Annotated in this window: 15 protein-coding genes and 1 pseudogene; 5 read left to right on the forward strand and 11 right to left on the reverse strand. The window is 72.2% G+C overall.

Annotated elements, in window-relative coordinates; translation table 11 throughout:
* Positions 1-4 precede the first annotated feature (4 nt).
* Positions 5-1,015 carry a dihydrodipicolinate synthase family protein gene (locus ACIA77_RS41060; RefSeq protein WP_395891552.1) on the reverse strand — a complete coding sequence of 337 codons (1,011 nt, stop codon included), beginning with the start codon at positions 1,013-1,015 and terminating at the stop codon, positions 5-7.
* Between the two features lie 226 nt (positions 1,016-1,241).
* Here ACIA77_RS41060 and ACIA77_RS41065 point away from each other — a divergent pair, with 226 nt between their 5' ends.
* Positions 1,242-1,994, forward strand: a complete 753-nt coding sequence (locus ACIA77_RS41065) for an SDR family oxidoreductase (RefSeq protein ID WP_395891553.1) — start codon at positions 1,242-1,244, stop codon at positions 1,992-1,994.
* Positions 1,995-2,016: 22 nt separating this feature from the next.
* Positions 2,017-3,447, forward strand: coding sequence for an NAD-dependent succinate-semialdehyde dehydrogenase (locus ACIA77_RS41070; protein WP_395891554.1), 1,431 nt, complete (start codon positions 2,017-2,019; stop codon positions 3,445-3,447).
* Positions 3,448-3,496: 49 nt separating this feature from the next.
* On the opposite strand, the gene ACIA77_RS41075 is transcribed toward ACIA77_RS41070, so the two are convergent.
* From ACIA77_RS41075 to ACIA77_RS41085, 3 genes are read right to left on the reverse strand one after another with little or no spacing between them, the layout of a single operon-like run.
* A complete protein-coding gene (locus ACIA77_RS41075) occupies positions 3,497-3,688 on the reverse strand; it encodes a ferredoxin (RefSeq protein WP_395891555.1) in 192 nt (63 codons plus the stop codon).
* A complete protein-coding gene (locus ACIA77_RS41080; protein WP_395891556.1) occupies positions 3,685-4,197 on the reverse strand; it encodes an aromatic-ring-hydroxylating dioxygenase subunit beta in 513 nt (170 codons plus the stop codon). Before ACIA77_RS41080 ends, ACIA77_RS41075 begins: the two co-directional genes overlap by 4 nt.
* On the reverse strand, positions 4,194-5,513 hold the full coding sequence (locus tag ACIA77_RS41085; protein ID WP_395891557.1) for a Rieske 2Fe-2S domain-containing protein: 1,320 nt from the start codon (positions 5,511-5,513) through the stop codon (positions 4,194-4,196). Before ACIA77_RS41085 ends, ACIA77_RS41080 begins: the two co-directional genes overlap by 4 nt.
* Positions 5,514-5,856: 343 nt before the next feature.
* Between ACIA77_RS41085 and ACIA77_RS41090 the strand changes: the two genes are divergently transcribed.
* Both ACIA77_RS41090 and ACIA77_RS41095 read left to right on the forward strand, forming a co-directional pair.
* On the forward strand, positions 5,857-7,308 hold the full coding sequence (locus ACIA77_RS41090) for an MFS transporter (protein ID WP_395891558.1): 1,452 nt from the start codon (positions 5,857-5,859) through the stop codon (positions 7,306-7,308).
* Positions 7,309-7,386: 78 nt separating this feature from the next.
* Positions 7,387-8,079, forward strand: coding sequence for a GntR family transcriptional regulator (locus tag ACIA77_RS41095; RefSeq protein WP_395891559.1), 693 nt, complete (start codon positions 7,387-7,389; stop codon positions 8,077-8,079).
* Here ACIA77_RS41095 and ACIA77_RS41100 read toward each other — a convergent pair whose 3' ends face one another.
* From ACIA77_RS41100 to ACIA77_RS41125, 6 genes and pseudogenes are all read right to left on the reverse strand, one after another.
* Complete coding sequence (locus tag ACIA77_RS41100) at positions 8,080-8,532, reverse strand: GNAT family N-acetyltransferase (protein ID WP_395891560.1); 453 nt, start codon at positions 8,530-8,532, stop codon at positions 8,080-8,082.
* 230 nt (positions 8,533-8,762) lie between these two features.
* Positions 8,763-10,052, reverse strand: a complete 1,290-nt coding sequence (locus ACIA77_RS41105; RefSeq protein WP_395891561.1) for an MFS transporter — start codon at positions 10,050-10,052, stop codon at positions 8,763-8,765.
* A 42-nt stretch (positions 10,053-10,094) separates the two neighbouring features.
* Positions 10,095-10,977, reverse strand: a pseudogene (locus ACIA77_RS41110) (aldehyde dehydrogenase family protein).
* Positions 10,978-10,985: 8 nt separating this feature from the next.
* Positions 10,986-12,596 carry a thiamine pyrophosphate-dependent enzyme gene (locus ACIA77_RS41115; protein WP_395891562.1) on the reverse strand — a complete coding sequence of 537 codons (1,611 nt, stop codon included), beginning with the start codon at positions 12,594-12,596 and terminating at the stop codon, positions 10,986-10,988.
* 87 nt (positions 12,597-12,683) lie between these two features.
* On the reverse strand, positions 12,684-13,481 hold the full coding sequence (locus ACIA77_RS41120; RefSeq protein ID WP_395891563.1) for an IclR family transcriptional regulator: 798 nt from the start codon (positions 13,479-13,481) through the stop codon (positions 12,684-12,686).
* Between the two features lie 50 nt (positions 13,482-13,531).
* The gene (locus tag ACIA77_RS41125; protein ID WP_395891564.1) at positions 13,532-14,485 is read right to left on the reverse strand and encodes an alpha/beta hydrolase family esterase; all 954 of its coding nucleotides are present in this window, start codon (positions 14,483-14,485) and stop codon (positions 13,532-13,534) included.
* 152 nt (positions 14,486-14,637) lie between these two features.
* Between ACIA77_RS41125 and ACIA77_RS41130 the strand changes: the two genes are divergently transcribed.
* Complete coding sequence (locus tag ACIA77_RS41130) at positions 14,638-15,996, forward strand: tannase/feruloyl esterase family alpha/beta hydrolase (protein ID WP_395891565.1); 1,359 nt, start codon at positions 14,638-14,640, stop codon at positions 15,994-15,996.
* A 6-nt stretch (positions 15,997-16,002) separates the two neighbouring features.
* On the opposite strand, the gene ACIA77_RS41135 is transcribed toward ACIA77_RS41130, so the two are convergent.
* Complete coding sequence (locus ACIA77_RS41135; protein ID WP_395891566.1) at positions 16,003-17,355, reverse strand: uracil-xanthine permease family protein; 1,353 nt, start codon at positions 17,353-17,355, stop codon at positions 16,003-16,005.
* Between the last annotated feature and the right edge of the window lie 92 nt (positions 17,356-17,447).

A 17,447-nucleotide genomic window follows, 5' to 3' on the forward strand; every position in this document is an offset into this window, starting at 1 on the left:
GGACTCAGCCGACCCGGCCGGCGTAGAACGCGGCGTCGTCGGCCGGCAGGTCGAACCCGCTGCCGGCGAGGCCCGCGCGCAGGCTCTTCATCTGGCCGGGGTTGAGCCGCATCTGCGGCATGCGCAGCAGGCCGCCGTTGAACCCGTTGAGCCAGCCCAGGTACTTCCAGCCCACGCGGTGGATCAGCCCGGCGCCCGCGAAGCTCGCGTGGAACGCGCCCTTGGCCTCCCGGCCGGCCTGGTAGCTCCAGAACACCTCCAGCGCCTTGTCGTTCTCGCCCGCTTCGAGCAGCCGGAAGATCTCCGGCACCCGGCCGCCGAAGCTCTCGTACGCGCTGGTGCCGATCCAGCGGACGCCGAAGTCGCGGAACTGCACCGGGAGGTACTGCTCCATCGGGTTCTCGACCAGGATGCGGTCGCCGTAGGAGTGCAGGGCGTCGGAGAACGCGGTCATCGTGGCCGGGCCGCCGATCTCGAACTTCAGCGCCGCGGCCGTGTCGAGGCCGACGATCCGCTCGAGCGCCGACTTAGGGAACCCGCTCGGGTCCAGCCGCTTGAACCCCCACGTCATCACGGCGAACATGATCAGCGCGACGTCGGAGGCCTGCGCCACGTCGGCGGTCCAGTCGGCGATCTCCTGCGGAGTGGCCGGCACGAACGACGGCGGGTACGACAGCAGCGCGGCCTCCGCGCCCATTTCGTACGAGCGCCGCGCGACGCGGACGATCTGCTCGGTGGTGTCGAAGCTCAGGTGCGACACGATCCGAAACCCGGCCGGCGCGGCCTCGAGCGCGACTTCGAGGAACCGCAGGTACTCCTCATCGGTCGTGCCGCACTCACTGGCGACGAGCGTGCCCCAGAACCCGAGCTCCGCGGCGCGGCGGACGTCGTGGCGGATCCCCTCTTCGTTGAGCGAAGAGAAGTCGGCGGTGAACGAGGGCAGCGTGACGTTGCAGGCGCCCCTCCACTGCTCGCGCGCTCGCGCCTTGACGTCGGCACGGGTGTAGTCAGGCATGGCAGACCTCTCGGTTGTCGGGGCAGGTGAACCGAGCACGGTGTGCGGGGTGCGCCCCGGCTCGGTGGGGAACGGAGCTCGTCGGCGGAACCGGCACCGGCCCTCCAAAGTTGCAACTGTAGACAGTTGCCACCTTTATACTATGGTGGCTGCATCACCCGTCAAGGTCATGAGGAGTGGTGCATGTCCCGAACGTCGAACAGGCCGAGCGTGCGAGCAGGCCGCCGTGGGTGAGGCCGGCACCCGGGTGCTGGTCACCGGCGCGGCCGGCGGGATCGGCGCCGCCATCGCGGAATCCTTCGCCACGGCCGGTGCCGCGGTCACCGGTCTCGACCGGGAACGCGGACCGGACCAGCGGATCACGTCCGTGACCGGCGACGTGCGCGAGCCGGACGCGGTCCGGCGCGCGGTCGCCACCGCCGCACCCCAGGGCCGGCTCGACGTGCTCGTGCTCGCCGCCGGCGTGCACGACGGCGGCGCGGGCCTGGACACGGAACTCGCCGACCTCGCGCAACTCCTGGACGCGGTGACCTCGATCAACGTCAAGGGCTACGTCCTCACCCTCGCGGCCGCCGCCCCGGCCCTGCGCGCCGCCGCGGGCTGCGTGGTCTTCGTGCTGTCCGACGCGAGCTTCCTCTCCGGCGGCAACGGCGCCGGAATCGCTTACACCGCCTCGAAACACGCTGACCTCGGCGTGCTGAAGTGGGCGGCCCGCGCCCTCGCGCCCGACGTCCGCGTCAACGGCGTCGCACCCGGTGGCGTGCGCACGGGCCTGCGCGTCGAGCACGGCCAGGCGCTGTGGGACGACGATTCCGCCGCCACCCGCGAAGACCGCATCCGCGGCGGCAACCCGCTCGGTGTCCTGCTCACCCCCGGCCAGGTCGCGCACTACGTGCGGCTGCTGGCCGATCCCGCCGCCGGCGCGCTGACCGGCGAGATCCTCCGGCTCGACGGCGGGCGTTCGCTCGTCGCCGGCTGACCCACCCCGTAAGGAGCCCCCGGTGACCTCACCGCATCCGTCCGACCTGTTCGTCAACGGCGCCTGGGAGCCGGCGCCCGACCGCTTCCCCGTGGTCGACCCCGCGACCGGCGAGGTGCTCGCGAAGGTCGCGGACGCCGGCGTCGCGGCCGGCCTCGCCGCCGTCACCGCGGCCCACGACGCCCTGCCGTCGTGGTCGGCCACGGCGCCGCGGCAGCGCGCGGAAATCCTGCGTCGCGCGTGGGAGATCATGACCGCCGAAGCCGAGACGATCACGCGGGCCATCGTGCTCGAGAACGGCAAGGCGTGGGCCGACGCGGCCGGCGAAACCGCCTACGCGGCCGAGTTCTTCCGCTGGTTCTCCGAGGAGGCGGCCCGCGTCCCCGGCGACTTCCGCCGCTCCCCCGCGGCCGACAAGACCATCGTGCTGGACCACCGGCCGATCGGGGTCTCGGTGCTGGTCACACCGTGGAACTTCCCCGCCGCCATGGCCACGCGCAAGATCGCGCCCGCGCTCGCGGCCGGCTGCACCGTCGTGCTCAAGCCCGCCGCCGAAACGCCGCTCACCGCCCTGCTGGTGGCCGACGTCCTGCGCCGCGCGGGAGTGCCCGCCGGGGTGGTCAACGTGGTCACCACGACGAACGCCGGCGAAGTCGTCAAGGCGATGCTGGCGGACGAGCGCGTGCGGAAGCTGTCGTTCACCGGGTCGACGGCGGTGGGCCGGATCCTGCTGCACGAGGCCGCGGACCGCATCGTGTCGCCGTCGATGGAACTCGGGGGCAACGCGCCGTTCCTGGTCCTCGAAGGCTCCGATGTGGACACCGCGGTCGAGGTCGCGATGATCGCCAAGATGCGCAACGGCGGCGCCGCCTGCACCGCGGCCAACCGCTTCTACGTCCACGCTTCGCTGGCCGACGCGTTCGCCGCCACGCTCGGCCAGGCGCTGGGCAAGCTGGCCGTCGGCCCCGGCACCGACCGCGGCAACGACCTCGGCGCGATGGTCAGCACGGCCGAACGGGACAAGATCACCGGCCTCGTCGCGGCCGCCGAGGGCGACGGGGCCAGCGTGTACGCCGCCGGCACCGCGCCGGTGGGCGGCGCGTTCGTCGCCCCGGCCGTGCTCACCGGGGTGGAGCACGGCACCACGATCACCCGCGAGGAGATCTTCGGTCCCATCGCGCCGATCATCACCTTCGAGGACGAAGCCGACGCCGTGCGGATGGCCAACGACACCGAGTACGGCCTCATCTCCTACGTCGTCGGCGGCACGGTCACCGAAGCCCTGCGCGTCGGACGGCGAATGGACTCCGGCATGGTGGCCGTGAACCGCGGCGTCGCTTCGGATCCGGCCGCGGCGTTCGGCGGCACGAAGCAGTCGGGCCTGGGGCGCGAAGGCGGGTTCCACGGCATCCACGAGTTCCTGGAGCCGCAGTACCTCGCCGTCGACCTGTGAACGCGAAGGGGGCCCGGGACGCGCGTCCCGGGCCCTTCGTCGTCGGGCGTCAGCCGACGGTGATCGCCTGCACCGGGCACAACGTGGCCGCTTCCCGCGCCCGCTCCAGTTCCGGGCCGTCCGGGTTCTGCTTCAGCACCTCGACGACGCCGGTGTCGCCGAGGTCGAACACCTCGGGCGCCGCGGCGGCGCAGTTGCCGTAACCCTGGCAGCGGGTCTGGTCGGTCGAAATCTCGCTCATAGGAACACACCCAGGTTCTTCGTGCCGAGCGACGCCTGGTCCAGCAGGATCCGGCGCCGGCTGATCTTGAGGTCTCCGTCCACTTCACGCAGCACGTCGGTCCGCTCGCCCACGACGAGGTCGTACGTCCCACCGTCACCGCGGCTGCGGAACAGCATCAGGTTGCTGGTCACCACGTAGCCGTCTTCGGCGGGCACGATGCGGATGTTGGTGACGAACCGGCGGGTCATCGACGGCGGGTCCTCGGCCCAGGCCACGTCGGTGGCCAGGCGCCGCACGCGCAGCCCGAGCGACGCGCGGTTGTCATCGAACCAGCCGATGTCCTCGACGACGCCGGGGTTTCCGGTCTTGCGGGTGACGCGGATCGGGGCCGTGTACTCGACGTCGTCGGTGAACAGCGCGAGCCACTCCTCGAAGCGGCCGTGATCCAGCAGCGCGGCTTCGTCGACGAGGAAGTCGTGGACGGCCAGCCGCACCTCCAGCGCCACGCGCGGGGCGAGTCCGGTCATGCCCGCTCAGCTCCGCTCAGGTGGTCGAGCCAGGTGCGGTAGAAGCTGCGCCCGGCGGCCTCGCTGAACTTGCCGTCGTAGACCGCGCCCGGGCCGGGGAAGTCCTTCAGCGGTTCGATGTCGAGGCCCATCTCGTAGTGCAGGTACACCTCTTCGCTGCGGGTGAGCGCGGCGTTGGCGTTGCGCGTCTGGGCTTCCCAGTTCTCGGTGTCGTCCTGGTCGAACATGCCCGAGGCGCCGAACGTCTGCGTGTACATCTTGCGGCCGAGGTCCTTCCACCACCGCGGCGCGTTCTTCTCGACCAGGTGCCAGGACCACACCTGGACCTTGTCGGGACCGCAGGGCTGCCACAGCCGCAGCATCATGCCGGTCACGCGGCGGCCGTCGATCTCGATGAAGTTCGGGATCAGGAAGGAGAGGTTCGGGAAGACGTTCCCGTGGGTGTTCTTGATCCGCTTGAGCAAGGCGAGCTGGTCCGGGTCGAGACGCGCCGCGTACTCGTCGGCCAGTTCCGGCGGGAAGTACGAGCCCTCGGCCTCGTCGTGGACGCCGATGCCCAGGCCGTGCCCGCCGCCGGGATCGACGTGGTAGCCGTCGCGGCCGAAGTCCACCCCCTTGGTCAGGCCGAGCCGCGCGGTGAAGGAGTGCGCGGTGGCGGTGTGGTAGGCGTCGGCGGTGAAGTTCTCCGACGGGAGCTTCCAGCCGGTCGGGACCATCCACTTCTGCGGGACGCCGACCACCTCCAGCTCGGCCCGCCCGACGACGAGGTCGAGGTACCAGGCGAGGTCGCCCAGGTAGCCGCGCAGGTCTTCGGGTTCCTTCGCCCACGTGGCGAACACCAGGCCCTGGTGGACGCCGACCTTCGCTTCGATCAGGTGCAGCGCGTCGCGGTCGAGCCCGCCCGGGTAGGCGATGCGCTCGTAGGGCGCGCCGATCAGGGTGCCGAGGAACTCGCCTTTGCTGCCGTAGGTGAAGCCGTGGTACGGGCAGCGCCACCTGTTCGTGGTCCCGAAGTCCTCGCACGCCAGGCGCATGCCCCGGTGCCGGCACGAGTTGAGGAACACCCGCACGGTCTCGTCGTCGCCGCGCGCGACGATCACCGACTCCTCCCCCATGTCCCGCACCACGAACGAGCCCGCCTCGGGCAGTTCGGAGACGTGCGCGACGAACAGCCACGCGTCGCGGAACACCGTCTGCAGTTCGAGCTCGTAGACATCGGGATCGGAGTAGACGAACATCGGGATCCGGCCGCGCTCGGGATCCACGGTGTCGCGCAACCGGGCTCGAACCCGGTCCTGCGTAAGGACACGCGTCATGGAACCTCCTTAACTGGCAACTGTCTACACTATGCCGGCGAAGTACGGCAACACCGCGCGCGCGACGGCAGCACCTTTCACGCGGTGACCGCTTGCCCGGGTCGAGGGTCGCACTGTCGCGAAATCCGCGGCCGAGCGTTGGGGTCACGGAAGAAAGCCGGTCGGTTACCGCTGTCCACCGGGCTTGGCGAACGCGCCGACGAGGTGTATACACCTCTGCAACACACGTCGAGCCGCAGCGCTCGCCCGGCTGTCCGTCCGTCTCGAGGCCACCTCGTGAGAACCGCGGAGGCACAATGTCTACAGTCGCCACTTCCTCTCTCGCTCTCCCCGGGAGAGCCTGATGACCACTCCCCTCTCCCCGGTTTCCCCCGCCCGCACCGGCAACGGCCGCCTCGCCGTCGCGGTGCTGACGTTCCTGAGCTTCACCGTGCTGTTCCTCCAGGTCGGCATCGTGCCGTTGCTGCCGCACCTCGGGCAGCAGCTGCACCTGGGCGCCGCCGAGGTGTCGTGGCTGCTCACGGCCGAGCTGCTGGGCGGGGCCGTCGCCATCCCCGTGCTGACGCGGCTGGCCGACCTGCACGGCAAGCGGCGGATCATCGTCGTCGCGCTGTCGCTGGTGCTCGTGGGCGCGGTGATCGGGATGGTCACCGACAGCGTCGCGCTGCTGCTCGTCGGGCGCGTGCTGATGGGCGCGCAGGCGCCGATGCTCGCGCTGCCCGCCTCGCTGGCGAGCGACACGATGAGCCCCGCCCGCGCGCAGGGCACGATCGCCACCATCCACGCGGGCAACACCGTCGGCGTCGGCGGCGGGCTGCTGCTCGGCGGGCTGATCGGTGCGTTCGACCCGAGCTTCCACGCGTACTTCCACGTCGCGGGTGTCGTGGTGGCGCTGGGCCTGATCGGGACTCTGCTGTTCGTCCGCGAAAGCGGCGAGCGCGGGCACGGCAGCTTCGACGTGCCGGGCGGTGCGCTGCTCGCCGTGAGCCTCGTCTGCCTGCTGCTCGCGATCTCCAAGGGGCCGGCGTGGGGCTGGGGCTCCGGGGCCGTGCTCGGCCTGTTCGCCGCGGCGGTCGTGCTGCTCGGCGTGTTCTGGGTCGTCGAGCGGCGCACGCGGCACCCGCTGATCGACGTCCGCGTGCTCACCCTGCCCACGGTGTGGCTGCCCAACGTGGTCGTCCTGCTGATCGCGTTCGGCATCTACGGCGCGATCTCCGCCGTCACCCGCTTCGCGCAGACGCCGCCGAAGGCCGGGTACGGCTTCGGGTTCACCCCGCTGCAGGTCACCTTGTTCGCGATCCCGACGGCGCTCGGCGGGCTCGTCGGCGCGTTCCTGCTGCGCCGGCTCGGCCGCCGGCTCGGGTTCGTCGCGACCACGGCGATCGCGGTGCTGGGCTGCACGGTGTCGTACCTGGCGCTCGCGGCGTTCCACACGATCCCGGTGCCGATGATGATCGCGCTCGCCGTGTACGCGTTCGGCAACACGATGGGCATCGCGGCGGCGCAGGTGATGCTGCTCGCGGACGCGCCGGCGCGCCGGTCCGGGACCGCGCTCACCGTCGCGACCGTGCTGTACGCCGTGGGCAATTCGCTCGGCAGCGCGATCGTCGGGGTCCTGTTCGCGGTGCACCCGCTGCCCGGCGGGCTGCCGGCTGCGCAGTCATACGTGTGGGCGTTCCTGCTCTCGGGCGCGTGTGTCGCGCTGGCGACCGGCCTGTGCACGGTGCGGGCCGTCCGGCGCTCCCGTGCCGCCGCGGCCGTCACCGACCCGGCGGCGCCGCAAGCGTCCCGGTGACCGTAAACTGAATACAGTAAGCTCCGAGGGTCGGCAACCAGCTCTCGACCGCTTCCTACGACCAACAGGGAATTCCTGGTGACCAGCACCGATCTGACGATGCTCAAGCTCGAGTCGTTCGAGCCCGGCCGGCGCATCGCGGCCGACTTCATCGCCGACAGCCTCCGCAACGCGATCCAGAGCGGTTCGCTGGCCGACGGAGCGGTCCTCAAGCAGGCGGCGATCGCCGACCACTTCGAAATCTCGCGCGTGCCCGTGCGGGAGGCGATGCGGCAGCTCCTCGCCGAGGGGCTCATCGAACTGCGCGCGCACCACATCGCCGTGGTGCGCGGGCTGTCGCTGGAGCGCATCAGCGAGATCTACGACAACCGCGCGCTGATCGAGGGGTACCTCCTGGAGCGCGCCGTGCCGAACATCCCCGTCGGCGTCGTGAAGGAGCTGCGCGCCGCCGAGAAGGCCATGCGCGGCGAGGACGACCACGAGGAATGGCTGCGGCTCAACGGCAAGTTCCACCGCACCATGAACGAATACGCACACGACGTGACGGCCCTCGAACTCGTCGCGCAGCTCAAGTCCCGCGCCGAACGCTACGTCCGCATGTGGGGCACCGGTGGCGGCCTGCACCGCCCCGAGGAAGCCGGCGCGGAACACGTGGAAATCCTGGACCTCGTCGGCGTGGGCGACGCGAAGGGCGCGCGGGCGGCCGTCGAACGCCACATCCGCACGACCGGCGAACGGCTGGTGGCGTACGGGCGATCGCAGCAGGGTTAGTCACACGTCGATCCGCAGGACCGGGAGCGTCCGGCCCGAGGCCACTTGCCGCTCGCCGGTCTTCCTGGCGCCCACGTGGCGGTAGAAAGCTTCGGCGTTCGGATCGGCTTCGAGCTCCAGGGAGCGAAATCCTCGTTGCCGCGCCTGGGCGACGGCGTCGTCCCACAGCCGACGGCCGAGCCCCGTGCCGATCGCACCGGGCTCGACGAAGAGGTCGGCCAGCTCTCCGTCCGGCGGCGCGCCGTCGAGCCGGTAATACCCGAGCAGGGTCGCTCCGTCCGCAGCCACCACGACGGTGCCGGCCCGGATCTGGTGGGCGTGCACGGTGAGCTCGTCACGCACGCGGTCCAGGAACTCCCGGCTGTAGCCCCAGTACGCCTTCGACCGCCGGGCGAGCTCGGTGATGGCCGCCGCCTCATCAGGCTCGGCGGCGCGGAGGCGGAGCTGGTCCATGGTCGTGATTATGCCGGGTCCTCGGCTGGTCGTCGTGTACCCGAGGGCGCGCTGTGCCACGCCGGCGCCCGCCGCCTCAGGGCGGGCCGCACGGCCAGCCGGTCCGCCGAGGACGGCGAATGCGGTGCGACGGAAGAGGTCTGGCACATCCGGATCCGGCCGGCCGGAGCGCGCTGAGCAGCCGAGCGGCGCGGCCACCGGGCGGAAAACCCGGTGACCGGGCGCAAAAACTACTCGGCCGGCGCTGCCGGTGTCTCGTCCGCGACCGTCTCCAGTGGTGCGTCCGGCGCGGGGTCGCGGTTGACGAGGGTGATGGCGACTGCGCCGATCGCGGCGACGACGGCGAACAGGTAGAAGCCCCACGGGTAGGCGATGCCCGCGGTGAGCAGGAAGCCGGTCACCAGCGGGCCGGAGATGGCGCCGAAGCGGCCGATGCCGCTGGCGGCGCCCAGGGCGGTGCCGCGGGCCGACGCCGGGTACACGCGGGCGACGTAGACGTACACGAGCACCTGAGCGCTGAACGTGAAGATCCCCGCGAGCAGCACGCCGACGTACACGCTGAAGCCCGGCAGTTTGATGCTCAGCAGCGCGAGGAACACCGCGGCCACCGTGAACCACGTGATGGTGGAGCGCCGGTAACCGATGCGGTCGGCGACGCGGCCGCCGATGAGGAGGCCGATGACGGCGCCCACGTTGAGCACCAGCAGCAGGGCCAGCGCCGCGCCCAGTTCGTAGCCCGCCTCGCGCATGATCTGGGGCAGCCAGGTGTTCAGGCCGTACACCAGGAGCAAACCCATGAACGACGTGACCCAGAAGGCGATCGTCGCGCGGGTGTAGCCGTGGCGGAAGAGGACGGCGACCGGGTTGCGGTCCCGCGGGGCCCGCGCCACCCGGGACGACGCCGGGTTGCGGCGGGCGGCCAGGAACGCCGACGACTCCGGCAGGAACTTCACCATGAGCGGCACCAGGATCACCGCCGGCGCCGCGCCGATGACGAACATCCACTGCCAGCCGAACTGTTCGACGACGAGGATGCCCAGCAGCGCCGTGAGGACGGCGCCGACGTGGTAGCCCGTCATCAGCACCGTGGTCGCGCTGCCGCCGCGGCCGACGCGGGCGTATTCGGTGATCAGGGCGAGCGCGGTGGGCAGCACGCCGCCGAGGCCGAGGCCGGCGAGGAACCGCAGCAGCCCGAACAGCCACGGGCCGTCGACGACCGCGCAGAGCAGCGTGAACAGCGAGAAGCTCGTGACCGTGAGCAGCATCGTGCCGCGCCGGCCGAACAGGTCGCTGACGGGGCCGATGGCGAGCGCGCCCACGGCCACGCCGAGGAGCCCGACCACGGAGATCAGCGAAGCCGTGTTGGGGTCGAGGCCCCAGCTCGGGATCTTCAGCAGCGCGGGTAGCACCACACCCAGCACCACGAGGTCGAACCCTTCGAGCGCCACCGCCGTCCAGCACAACGGGGCGACCCAGCGCGCGTACTTGGCCCGGGGGTCGGCCGGGGAGGAGACCGTCATGTCATCACCTGCGTCATCGGAGGGGACCTGGGGACACTAGCGTCAGAACGGATGTTCCGGAAGATCACCGCGAACGATGACCCACTGCGTTTCGGTGAACGCCTCGACGCCGGCCCGCGCGCCGCCGTGCCGCGAGCCCGCGTCGGAGTCGCCGACCCCGCCGAACGGGGCGAGCGCCTCGTCGTGCACCGTCTGGTCGTTCACGTGCACCAAGCCGGCCGGGATCCGGTCCGCGAGCCCCTTCGGCGCGTCCCGGGTCAGGATGCCCGGTGACAGCCTGTATTCCGTGCCACGGGCCAGCGCCACGGCTTCGTCCACTGTGGAGGACGGCACGACCGGGCCGAAGATCTCCTGCGCGTACGCCGGCGCGGTGACCGGCACGTCGGTGAGCACCGTCGGCTGGTGGAAAAGTCCTTCGAACGGGCCACCGGTCGCGAGCTTCGCGCCCGCGTCGACGCTGCCGGTCACCGGCAGCAGGGGGAAGCAGGCCCTCGGGTAACCCCGCTTCTTCGAACACGCCCGCCTGCACCACGCCGACGCACACGGCCGCGCCGTACGGGTGGGCCGCGAGCGCCGCGGCTTCGTCGCACTCTTCGGCCGCGACCGCGCCGGTCTGGAACCGCGCGAACGCCCGCGTGGCCCCGGATTCGCGCACGAGCCATTCGTCGATCGCGTCGCCGTGGTCCTCGAACAGCCGCGCCGCGCGGCGCAGCACCCGCGCGCGGTGGTCGTACGGCAGCGCCGCCCACTCCCGTTGCGCGCGTCCGGCCGATTCGGCCGCCTTCGCCACGTCTGCGTCCGACGCGGCGCCGACGCGCGCGAGGACCTGGCCGGTCGCCGGTTCGACGGAGTCGTACTCGCCGCCCGGAGCGGGAACCCAGCCGGTCGAGAAGATCCGGCCCGGCCACCGAGCGCGCTCCAGCAGTGGGGCGCTCACGACGCCACCGCCACGTCGAGCACGAGCGGTTCGGTGCGCCCGGCCAGCGCCGGCAGCACGTCGTCCAAAACGGACTCCAGTTCCTCGGTGGTCGTCACCCGCCGGGCGGGACACCCGAGCGAGCGCGCGAGGCCGCTCACACTGACCTCGTCGAAGGTGGGCCACGGTGGAGCGCCGGGGCCGGCGGACGCCTCGCCGTGGCGGGCCGCGAGCTGGTCCATGATCGCGTAGCGGCCGTTGGCGAGAACGAGCACGAGCACGCCCACGCCGTAGTGGGCCGCGCTCCACAACGCCTGGATCGCGTACAGCGACGAACCGTCGCCGACGACCGCGACCACCGGACGGTCCGGGCGCGCCAGGCGCACGCCGATCGCCGCGGGCACGGCGAAGCCCAGCCCGCCCATGGCAGCGCTGAGAAAACCGAGTGGCGCCCGCGCGGGTACGAGCGCGTGCAGCACCGGCCGGCTCGACGGCGTCTCCTCCACCAGCACGGCTTCCCGGGGCAGCCGGCGGGCCAGCGCCGCGAACACGTGCTCCGGCGCCGGGCGCGCTCCCGCGGCGGGCGGCTCGGGCAGGTCGATCGTGCGGCCCAGCGCTTCGGCGGGCGCGGGCCGCTGGGGCAACCGCCGCGCCAGCGGGGCGCACACCGCGGCCGGGCGCGCGAGCACGGCGAGGTCGGCGGGGCTGCGGTGCGCTTCATCAGGATCGTCCGTGACGACGGCGACCCGCGTCCCCGCGCCGATGAGCCGTCCGGGTTCCCGCGGGTACTGGCGGAACACCGGTGCGCCCACGGCGAGCACGGCGTCGTGGCCGGCGAGCACCTTGCGCAGCTCCGCGCGGCCCGGGGGCAGGTGCCCGGCGAACTGCGGGTGGTCCTGCGGGAACCCCGCCCGCGCACCGAACGCCTCCTGCCACACCGGGCAGCGGAGCCGTTCGGCAAGCGCTTCCAGTGCGTGCCACGAGTCGGCGTCGTCGGCGCCGGCCCCGACCACGAGCACGGGTTTTTCCGCGCCCGCCAAGAACTCCTCGAGTTCGGCGACGACCGCGGGCTCGGCGGCGGAGGTCCGCACCAGCCGCGCGGGAGCGGGCAGCGGCTCGTCGAGCTCGGCCGGGGCGAGCCAGTCGTCCATCGGCACGATCACCAGTGCCGGTCCGCGGTGATCCCGCGCTTCGTGCCACGCGCGGGCGAGCGCGCCCGGCACGTCCTGCGGCCGCGGCGGTTCGCCGACCCACACGGGCGCGGGTGCGGCGACGTCGTCGAGCCGGTGGCCCGCGAGGAACGGCTCCAGCGCGAGGTGGCGGCGGTCCTGCTGGCCGACGAGCACGACCAGCGGAGCCCGGTTGACGCGGGCCGTCGCGAGCGCACCGACCGCGTTGCCGAGCCCCGCGGTGGTGTGCAGGATCGCGACCGACGGCCGGTCGTGCGCGAGCGCCCAGCCCGTGGCCATCCCGACGACCGAGCCCTCGTGCAGCGCGAGCACGAACTCCAGATCCGCGGGCAGGTCGGTCAGCAGCGCGATCTCGGTCGAACCGGGGTTGGCGAACAACGTGGTGGCGCCGTGGCGGCGCAGCACGTCGAACGCGGCGTCTCGGACGGTGGTCGGCAAGGAACCTCCTCGGGGCCGGTGCTGGCCCAGGAGTGTCCGGTACGTCCTGCTCGCCCGCCCAGCCCGGCTCTCACTGAGCGGAAAAAGTCACGCCGACTGGAGGGCCCGGGACACGCCGAGTGCCGCCATCCGGACCACCGGCACGAGCGGCGAGAGGTTCGGCGTGCTGCTCGGCACGACGACGGAAATCGCGGCGATGACGTCGTCGTCCGGCCCGTGCACGGGCGCGGCGACCGACGACGCCCCTTCGGTCATCTCGTCGCGCGACAAGCAGAACCCGGTGCGGCGGATCTCGGCGAGCGCCACGCGCAGCCGGACCGGATCGGTGATGGTGCCGCTCGCGCAGCGGTCCAGACCAGCGTCCACCACGTCGTCGACGCACCCGGTCGGCGCGTGGGCGAGCAGCACCTTGCCGGGCCCGGTGGCGTGCAACGGCAAGCGCTTCCCGACCCGGGAGGTGACCACCACGTCCGGGTGAGCTTCGAGCTTCTCGAGGTACAGGGCGCGGCCTTCGTCGAGCACGACGAGGTGCACCACCTCGTGCGTCACCTGCAGCAGATCCTGCAGGTACGGCAGGGCGACGTCGCGCAGTTCCCGCCCGCCGGGCGCCTGCGAGCCGAGCTGCCACAGCCGCAGGCCGATGCGGTAGCGGCCGCGGCCGGTGCGTTCGAGCGCACCCCAGCCGACCAGCTCCGCGAGCAGCCGGTACACCGTCGCGGGAGCGAACCCGGTGGCCCGGGTGATCTCGCCGTGCGTCTGCTCGGAGCGGCCGTCGAGGAACGAGTCCAGGATCGCGAACGCACGGCTCAGCACCGTGCGCCCGGGTTCGGCAGCGTTGCCCGCGATCGCGCGCCTCCCTGACCTCGGGGATACCGAGTCGCCCATCATCCGCCTGCGGCGGCAGCGAAGCAAGCTCGGGCGACCCGGCCCCCGCGTCAGGACGCCAGGTTCCAGGCGCGTCCGACCTGCGCCGCGGCGCACACGCCGACCGCGAGCAGGTAGGCGCCGGCGTGCCCGCACTGGTCCGGACCGGTGCCCGGCGCGACCGGCTGGCCGTGTCCCATGCCGGTGATCGAATACGTCTCGACCGCCGCCCGGCCCGCGCTGTCGCGGTACACCGCGTGCGGGAACCCGCCGACTGTGTCCGTTGTGGACGGAGTCGCCGGCACTCCGGCGACGTTCGTCCACTGCTCCGTGAGTTCACGCAGGTTCGCGGCGGCAACGGTGAAGTCGGCGGTGCCCTGCCACAGGCTCACCGTGGGCCGCGGGCCGGAGAACTGTGCCGCGGCCCGGACTTTCGCACCCCACTGCGCGGGCGTGAGGTCCTTGCCCGGGTACATGCACGAGTACGCGTCGAGCGCCGACGAGGCGCAGCCGTACGGCAGGCCGGCCACGACCGCCCCGCCGGCGAAGAGCTCCGGGTACGCCGCCAGCAGCACCGACGTCATCGCCCCGCCCGCCGACAGACCGGTGACGTACACCCGGCTCGCGTCGGCACCCGTGTCCGCGATCGCGCGCCGCACCATCTGCGCGATCGACTCCGCTTCACCGGACCCGCGCGCGGTGTCCGCGGGCTGGAACCAATTGAAGCAGCTCGAAATGTTGTTCACCGGCGACTGCTGCGGCAGCACGACCGCGAAGCGCCACCGCTGCGCCAGCTCGACCCAGCCCGCCCCCTGGCCGTACCCGGCCGCGTTCTGCGTGCACCCGTGCAGCGCCACCACCACCGGCCGCCCGGCGGGCAGGCCGTCGGGGACGTAGTCGAACATCCGCAACGCCCCGGGGTTGGCGCCGAACCCCGTGACCTCCTTGATCGCCGCCGCCGACGCGAAGCCGGGCAGGAGCACGAGCAGGGCCGAAACCAGCAGCCCGACGAGGACCTTCCGCACACCGACCACCTCCTGTGCTTCATCAACCACTGTCACGCTCAGCGTAGGGACGGTCGCGGGGCGTGCCCACGGTGCCGGACACCACAACCGGCGCCCGGTTTGTGTGGTCCCGCCGGATACCGCCACCGATGGTCCAGTCCTACCGTTCCGGCATGCGTACGCGGCGGCTCTCCCTCGCCCTGGCCGGCCTGCTCGCCGGCACCGTCCTCGCGGCACCCGCAGCGGCCGCGGACCCGGCCGCGCGCTGCGGCCCGGTGCGCGTGCCCGGTGCGGCGCACCAGGAACAGGCGTGCCTCGCCGACCTGACCACCACGGGCACGCTCGCCACCGGGCACACCGTGCAGGCCGACTGGGCGGGCCTGACGTCGGCCGGGCTGCCCGCGCCGAGCGGGGTCCCCGGCGTGCAGGTCGACGGTTACTTCCCCGACACGTCCACCACGAACACCAACCACGGCTGGAACCACGACGCCCAGTTCGTGCTGCGCCTGCCGGCGGACTGGAACGGTGGCCTGGTCGTCTCCGGCTCCCCCGGCACCCGCCGCCAGTACGCGAACGACCGCGCGATCGGCGACGCCGTCCTCGCGGCCGGCTACGCGTTCGCCGCCACGGACAAGGGAAACACGGGCCTCGACTTCTACACCGACGGGCGCCGCCCCGGCGACGCGCTCGCCGAGTGGAACGAGCGGGTCACCCAGCTGACCGTCGCCGCGAAGCTCGCCGCCACCGCCCACTACGGCCGTCCACCGGCCCGCACGATCGCCGCCGGGCTCTCCAACGGCGGGTACCTCGTGCGCTGGCAGCTGGAGAACCGGCCGTGGCTCTACGACGGCGGCGTCGACTGGGAGGGCACGCTCTGGACCGCCGACGGCCCGAACCTGCTCACGTCCCTGCCGCCGGCGCTGCGGAACTACCCGGCCTACGCCGCCGGCGATCCCCAGGCGCACCAAGCGATCCTGGCCGCGGGCTTCGCGCCGGGCTCGGAATTCCTCTGGCCCTACCACGACCAGGTCTACTGGGACCTCACCCAGCGCACCTACCGCGCCGAGTTCGATCCGGCCTTCGACGGCGACCTCGCCGCCGGGATCCCGTTCTGCACCAGTGGAACTCCGGCTTGCGACGCCGACTACGACTACGCCGCCCGGCCGACCTCCGTGCACGACGCCGTCGCCCGCGTGGCCCTCACCGGGCGCATCGGCCGGCCGCTGCTGACCCTGCACGGCACGCTCGACAGCCTGCTGCCGATCAGCCGCGACTCCGACGTCTACGACGGGATGGTCGAGCGCGCAGGCCGGGGCGCGCTGCACCGCTACTACCGCATCGAGGACGGCAACCACGTGGACGGGCTCGTCGACACGTTCCCCGACCGGCTGCGGCCGATCGGGCCCTGCTTCCGCACGGCGTTCACCGCGCTGGCGGGCTGGCTGCGCGGCGCCTCCCCGCCCGCCTCGGCGACGGTCGCCCGCCCCGCGGGTGCGACTCCCGCGGAGCTGGCCACCTCCTGCTCGCTCTGAGCCGGCTCAGTCGGCCTTGCGGCGCAGGCCGTACCCGGCCTTCATCAGGAGCAGCAGCACGGTGCCGAGGATGAGCGGCTGCTGCAGGACCAGCTGCACCACCTGCGGCAGGACCTTCATCGTCGCGGGCGGCACGAACAGGCCGCCGATCGCGGTGATGAAGGGGAACCCGGCGAGCATCAGGTTGTCGCGGGACCAGTGGACGCCCCCGAGGGTGTCGATGGCGCTCGCGAACAACACTCCGAACAGGACGGTGCCGGCGGCGGCCAGCACAGGCAGCGGCACGGCCTGCAGCAGGTGGTCGAACGGGCCCAGGCCGCCGAGCACCAGCAGGATGATCCCGGTCGCGAGCGTCACGTACCGCGAGCCGACCTTCGTCACGCGCAGCAGGCCGATGTTGTCCGGGTAGGCCAGCGTCGACATCCCGCCGAACACCGCGCCGACGGTGCTGCCCAGCACTTCGCCGAACACACCCTGGGAAACGCGGTAGCCCGACAGCTCCTGCCGGCCCCAGCCCGCGACGATGTCGTACGTCGCGATGCTCTCGGCGATCGCCGGCAGCAGCGTGATGAAGAAGATCAGCACCAGATCGCCCTGCACGGCGAAGCCGAACGGGAAGATCCGCGGCACCGTGAAGCCGACGTTGTGCACCACCCCGGCGAAGTGCGTCGGCTCGAAGATCGCGTACACGACCGTGCCGACGACCACCGCGACCAGCACCGCGCCGCGGCGCAGGACGGTTCCCTTGGGCAGCAACGTGAGCAGGATGACGACCAGGGCCGTCACCGCGCCGGAGATCAGGTTCATGCCGGGGAACCCGGGGCTGCCCGGGGTACCCAGGACGTTCGGCAGCGCCGTGCTGGTGAGCTGGGTCGCGAGGATCAGCACCAGCACGCCGCAGATGATCGGGTCGCGCACGAACTTCGACAGGTACGTGATCAGCCCGAACCGCTTGAGCGGCACGGCGAGCACGCACCAGATCAGCCCGGCCACGACCATCGAGCCGAAGGCGGCGCCGAGCCCGCCCTTGCCGTGCCCGACGGCCAGCAGCGCGGCCAGCGAACCGGCGTACGGGCCCTGCACGATCGGCAGCCGTAGCAGGAACACCGACTGCAGGATCACCACGAGCCCGGACGTCATGAACGTGACGCCGTAGAGGTACGCGGTGTCCGTGGCGGACAGCTTGAACGCGGTGCCGATCAGGGCGGGGAAGATCAGCAGCCCGGCCATGCCGAGGATGTTCTGGACCCCGAGCCCGATCGAGCTCGTGATCTTGACCTTTTCGTCGATCCCGATGTCGAAGATCGGGACCGGTTCGGATTTCGGTTCGACCGGAGCCGTGGCGGCGGTGACGGCCATGGGTGAGCTCCAAAGCGATGACGGACGGCGCCGGCGGCCATCGAGCGGGGGGACGGGGAGTGCGGAGCGTGGAACGGGTGGGTCAGGCTTCT

Origin of the sequence: Amycolatopsis sp. NPDC051903, assembly GCF_044452505.1 — a bacterium.
GTDB lineage: Bacteria > Actinomycetota > Actinomycetes > Mycobacteriales > Pseudonocardiaceae > Amycolatopsis.

Coding starts and splice junctions, on each gene's coding strand:
- ACIA77_RS41060 (WP_395891552.1), bottom strand. CDS start 1,015: ATGCCTGACTACACCCGTGCCGACGTCAAGGCGCGAGCGCGCGAGCAG.
- ACIA77_RS41075 (WP_395891555.1), bottom strand. CDS start 3,688: ATGAGCGAGATTTCGACCGACCAGACCCGCTGCCAGGGTTACGGCAAC.
- ACIA77_RS41080 (WP_395891556.1), bottom strand. CDS start 4,197: ATGACCGGACTCGCCCCGCGCGTGGCGCTGGAGGTGCGGCTGGCCGTC.
- ACIA77_RS41085 (WP_395891557.1), bottom strand. CDS start 5,513: ATGACGCGTGTCCTTACGCAGGACCGGGTTCGAGCCCGGTTGCGCGAC.
- ACIA77_RS41090 (WP_395891558.1), top strand. CDS start 5,857: ATGACCACTCCCCTCTCCCCGGTTTCCCCCGCCCGCACCGGCAACGGC.
- ACIA77_RS41100 (WP_395891560.1), bottom strand. CDS start 8,532: ATGGACCAGCTCCGCCTCCGCGCCGCCGAGCCTGATGAGGCGGCGGCC.
- ACIA77_RS41105 (WP_395891561.1), bottom strand. CDS start 10,052: ATGACGGTCTCCTCCCCGGCCGACCCCCGGGCCAAGTACGCGCGCTGG.
- ACIA77_RS41120 (WP_395891563.1), bottom strand. CDS start 13,481: ATGGGCGACTCGGTATCCCCGAGGTCAGGGAGGCGCGCGATCGCGGGC.
- ACIA77_RS41130 (WP_395891565.1), top strand. CDS start 14,638: ATGCGTACGCGGCGGCTCTCCCTCGCCCTGGCCGGCCTGCTCGCCGGC.
- ACIA77_RS41135 (WP_395891566.1), bottom strand. CDS start 17,355: ATGGCCGTCACCGCCGCCACGGCTCCGGTCGAACCGAAATCCGAACCG.